Source organism: Klebsiella sp. WP3-W18-ESBL-02, assembly GCF_014168815.1.
In the GTDB taxonomy this organism is placed as follows: Bacteria; Pseudomonadota; Gammaproteobacteria; order Enterobacterales; family Enterobacteriaceae; genus Kluyvera; species Kluyvera ascorbata_B.
In genome coordinates this window covers 1-4667 of record NZ_AP021979.1, presented here as the reverse complement: position 1 = coordinate 4667, position 4667 = coordinate 1, and the positions used below count along the sequence as shown (strand labels likewise).

Here is a 4667-nt window from a genome sequence, read left to right as displayed (position 1 = left end):
AGAATGCGCGGTTTAGCGGAGAGTTTGCTGCCGGTTTTACCGGGCTGACGCCGCATTTGTTCCGAACCCGTCCGGGGCGGTGCTGATAAGGGATGTTATGGTAAATGCGGCATTTTTTATTATATGGAGTGTATTTTTATGAGAATTAAAAAGCCTCACCTTCGTCCGATAGTCATAACCTTGTCCGTTGGTGGGATTTTGTTAACTTCTATTTTTCTGATTGCCGTTATTATGGTTTTTCAGCGCGAAAATATAGAAAAAGATTTGCTTGATGCTAATTCATCGTACGCTATGAAAATGTCAGATGTAATGAGTGGTTATATTGAAATGGCTCAAGGTGAATTAGCATATGGAGCAAAAAAAATAAAATCAACTAATGATATTGACTCACTTAAAGATGAGGCGGATAGGTTAAGATTGCAGTCTGGTATGTTTAATTCAGTTTTTGTTGTTAGTAATGATGCTGTTGTTCTGGCGACTTCGCCAGAATCTCTTGATTTAGTTGGTACCCGCTTGAATTCAAGTGCCAGCAAATTGGCGATTGAGGAAAAGAAACCATTCATATCTTCACCGTTCAAATCAGTTACTGGGAATTTGATTATTTTGTTGTCACATCCTATTTATGATAAGAATGGCAATTACATAGGGCATGTCGGTGGGTCTATATATCTAAAAAAACATAGTTTATTTAGCGATGTTTTGAGCAGGCATTTTTTCAAGAGCGACACTGAAATTAGCATTGTTAGTGATGATGGAACTGTGATCTTTAATAACGATAACAGTGCTGTTGGTCGGCCCATGGTTATGTCTGATGATTTGAAATCAAAGTTAACGGAGTCTGATAGAGGTGAGGGGGAATTTTTTTTTTCGGGGAATAGATATCTTCTGGGTTATGCTCATATGAAAAATACTGCTTGGAATGTGTTGGTTTATAGCCATGCTGACAGCGCGACTACTATTCTTATTACTTATGCTAAAAGTGTACTTGTTCTGCTAATTGTAATAATTATTACATTTTCACTTCTTTCATATTTCATTGCCTCCCGTATTTCACTTCCTTTAGAAAAGCTTGCTATATCTACCAATGCTAAAGATATAGGGGCTTCGTTAGTTTATATTAAAGCTATCAATGCTTGGTATGCCGAAGCTGATCGACTTAAAAAGGCACTTTTTACGCATGTTAAGGTAATGATGGAAAGGGTTGATTCTTTAAATGAGGTGGCGCTTAAAGATCCCCTTACCGGCGTGAACAATAGATTGGGGTTTTCAACTAAAATACAGAATAACAAGTATGGGGCAGGAGCTTCAGTTATTGCTATTGATGTTGATTTTTTTAAAAAAATAAATGATAGTTTCGGGCATGGGGTCGGAGATGAGGTGCTTGTTTCTTTGGCTCAGATTATTAAGTCTTGTTGCCGTAGTGAAGATATTATTTGTCGGTTTGGTGGAGAAGAGTTTGTTGTTTTTCTGCCGAATACATCTGTGGTAACAGCGGAGTGTGTTGCGGAGCGTATTAGGAGTGTTATTGAACGTACTGTTTTCCCTAATAACTTGCGTGTCACCGTATCTGCTGGTGTGGCAACACAAGATGATCCTCTTGGTGGGATCGATTTTTTGCTGAAAAATGCTGACGATGCTCTTTATCAAGCTAAGAGAGAGGGGCGTAATAAAGTGATTGTATATAGCGCTATTTGAGTTTTTTTGATGACGCTTTACGCGCTAGTGTGCCGTTTTTTTTTGTGGGGAGGGGGGTTCAAGAAGCGGATCCTCTTGTTATCCCTTCGATGTCGTCGTAATCTCATGCCCTGCAAACAAAAAAACCACCGCTACCAACGGTGGTTCGTTTGCCGGAATCAAGAGCTACCAACTCTTTCTTCCGAAGGTAACTGGCTTTCACGGAGCGCAGGTACCAAAACTGTCCTTCCAGTGTAGCCGCAGTCAGGCCACCACTTCAAGAACTCTGTAGAACACTCTACTACTCCGCTCCGTGAATCCTCTTACTAATGGCTACCGCCACTGGCGATTTTTCGTGTCTGTTCCGGGTTGGACTCAAGATGATAGTTACCGGGACAACGTGGTAGTCGGGCTGAACGGGGGGTTCGTGCATACAGTCCAGCTTGGAGCGAACTGCCTTCCCGGAACCGAGTGTCAGGCGTGGAATGAGATAAACGCGGCCATAACAGCGGATTGACACCGGTAAACCGAAAGGCAGGAACAGGAGAGCGCACGAGGGAGCCACCAGGGGGAAACGCCTGGTATCTTTATAGTCCTGTCGGGTTTCGCCACCACTGATTTGAGCGTCAGATTTCGTGATGCTTGTCAGGGGGGCGGAGCCTATGGAAAAACGGCTTCGCCGTGGCCTTATCGCTTCCCTGTTAAGCTTCTTCCTGGCATCTCCCAGGAAATTTCCGCCCCGCCTGTAAGCCGGTACCGCTCGCCGCAGCCGAACGACCGAGCGCAGCGAGTCAGTGAGCGAGGAAGCGGAATATATCTTGTATCACATATTCTGCTGACGCTCCGCTGCTGCATTTTTCTCCTGCCACATGAAGCATTTCACTGACACTCGCATCCGTGCCAACATAGTAAGCCAGTATACACTCCGCTAGCGCTACGTGACTGGTTCAGGGCTGCGCCCCGAAACCCGCCAAAAGCCTGACGCGCCTGCGGCTTGTCCAACCCCGCGCCGACCGGGAAAGGCTTTCCCGCCCGTCCCGGCGTTATCAGGAGGCCGGTTTGTCAGAGAAACGGAACAAGATGCTCACCATGTGGGTGACGGAGGACGAGCACCGGCGGCTGCTTGAGCGCTGCGACGGCAGGCAGCTGGCAGCGTGGATGCGGCAGACCTGCCTGGACGAAAAGCCGGCACGTTCCGGAAAGCTTCCCTCAATCTCGCCGGCGCTGCTGCGCCAGCTTGCCGGCATGGGCAATAACCTGAACCAGATAGCCCGCCGTGTTAACGCCGGCGGCGGTACCGGCCATGACAGGGTGCAGATTGTTGCGGCGCTGATGGCCATCGATGCCGGACTTGAGCGGCTGCGGCACGCCGTTCTTGAGAAAGGAACGGACGATGATCGTTAAATTTCATCCACGCGGTCGCGGCGGTGGCGCCGGGCCGGTGGACTATCTGCTGGGTAAAGACCGGCAGCGTGAAGGCGCCACCGTCCTGCAGGGGAAGCCGGAAGAAGTCCGGGAGCTGATTGACGCGTCGCCTTACGTTAAGAAATACACCTCCGGGGTACTGTCGTTTGCGGAAGCGGATTTACCCTCCGGCCAGCGGGAAAAGCTGATGGCAAGCTTTGAGCGGGTTCTGATGCCCGGACTTGATAAAGACCAGTACAGCATCCTGTGGGTGGAGCATCGTGACAAGGGGCGGCTTGAGCTGAATTTTCTGATCCCGAACACGGAGCTGCTGACCGGCAGACGGCTCCAGCCGTATTACGATCGCGCCGACCGTCCACGCATCGATGCCTGGCAGACCATCGTGAACGGCAGACTGGGGCTGCACGACCCGAACGCACCGGAGAACCGGCGGGCACTGGTCACACCGTCTGCACTGCCTAAAGCGAAGCAGGAGGCTGCAGAAGCGATTACACGCGGTCTGCTTGCTCTTGCCTCGTCCGGGGAGCTGAAAACCCGTCAGGATGTCACTGAGGCGCTGGAAAGCGCAGGTTTTGAGGTGGTCCGCACCACAAAAAGCAGTATCAGCATTGCCGACCCGGACGGGGGGCGAAACATCCGACTGAAGGGAGCCATTTATGAACAGTCTTTTAACGCTGGCGAAGGACTTAGAGCAGAAATCGAAAGCGCAGCAGCAGAGTACCGGCGAGATGCTGAAAGCCGCATTCAGCGAGCACGAGAAATCTGTAAAAGCGGAACTGAACGAAAGCGCGAAGAGAATCAGCGCCGCCATCCTCGACCACGACCGGAAACTGTCCTCAGCCATGAGCCAGCGCACGAAAGGCATGGTGCGCATGGTCAGCCAGACGTGGCTGACCATCGTCCTGGTCTCCGCGCTGCTGATCGCCTCGAGCGCGGGCATTCTGTGGTGGCAGGGGCAGCAGATACTCGACAACTACACGACCATCCGGGAGCAGAAGAGCACGCAGGCCATGCTGTCAGAGAGGAACAGCGGCGTGCAGCTCTCGACCTGCGGCGAGCAGAGACGCCGCTGCGTGAAGGTGAACCCGGAAGCGGGACGGTTCGGAGAGGATTCGAGCTGGATGATACTGGCGGGGAAATAGCACATGACGGAGCTGGAAAAACAGTTGCTGAGCGCATTAGAGCAGCTACAGCAGGACTACTCGAAAAGGCTGGACGAGTGGGAGAGCGCCTTCGCGGAATGGCGGACGATGTCTGGTCTTATGCAACGGGAGAACGCAGCGCTGAGCGAGCGCGTCACGGGCTTGAGCAGGCAGGTGCAGAGTTTGAGCGAGCAGCTGCGCCGGTTGTCGAGCGACTGAATGCCGTCGAGCTGCACCGGGAGCAGGAGCGCGTGGTGCAGCATCAGAAAGCGCTGGAGCTGGAGCGATCTCAGCGACAGCGGACGTATAACAGCCCTTCACTGTGATAACCTGATAAAACGGGGCTTTCGGTGGACATCTGCGCTGAAAGCCGGAGCCATTCACCCGACTGCATAGCCATGCAGCCGGGTGAAATTTATCTGGCGC

The 4667-nt window shown here is 51.3% G+C and carries 5 protein-coding genes; 4 read left to right on the top strand and 1 reads right to left on the bottom strand.

What is annotated here, in order from left to right:
* Nucleotides 1-138 precede the first annotated feature (138 nt).
* Together H7R56_RS27490 and H7R56_RS27485 are read left to right on the top strand one after the other, a co-directional pair.
* Nucleotides 139-1695 carry a sensor domain-containing diguanylate cyclase gene (locus H7R56_RS27490; protein ID WP_045326453.1) on the top strand — a complete coding sequence of 519 codons (1557 nt, stop codon included), beginning with the start codon at nt 139-141 and terminating at the stop codon, nt 1693-1695.
* Between the two features lie 1059 nt (nt 1696-2754).
* Entirely contained in the window at nt 2755-3078 is a 324-nt protein-coding gene (locus H7R56_RS27485) for a MobC family plasmid mobilization relaxosome protein (protein WP_007772081.1), read from the top strand.
* A 181-nt stretch (nt 3079-3259) separates the two neighbouring features.
* Here H7R56_RS27485 and H7R56_RS28115 read toward each other — a convergent pair whose 3' ends face one another.
* Nucleotides 3260-3505 (bottom strand): hypothetical protein, encoded by a 246-nt coding sequence (locus H7R56_RS28115; protein ID WP_052686166.1) that lies wholly within the window; start codon nt 3503-3505, stop codon nt 3260-3262.
* A gap of 250 nt (nt 3506-3755) precedes the next feature.
* Between H7R56_RS28115 and H7R56_RS27475 the strand changes: the two genes are divergently transcribed.
* Nucleotides 3756-4241, top strand: coding sequence for an MbeB family mobilization protein (locus H7R56_RS27475; protein ID WP_045326458.1), 486 nt, complete (start codon nt 3756-3758; stop codon nt 4239-4241).
* A gap of 3 nt (nt 4242-4244) precedes the next feature.
* On the top strand, nt 4245-4460 hold the full coding sequence (locus H7R56_RS27470) for an MbeD family mobilization/exclusion protein (RefSeq protein ID WP_015589619.1): 216 nt from the start codon (nt 4245-4247) through the stop codon (nt 4458-4460).
* Nucleotides 4461-4667: the final 207 nt, after the last annotated feature.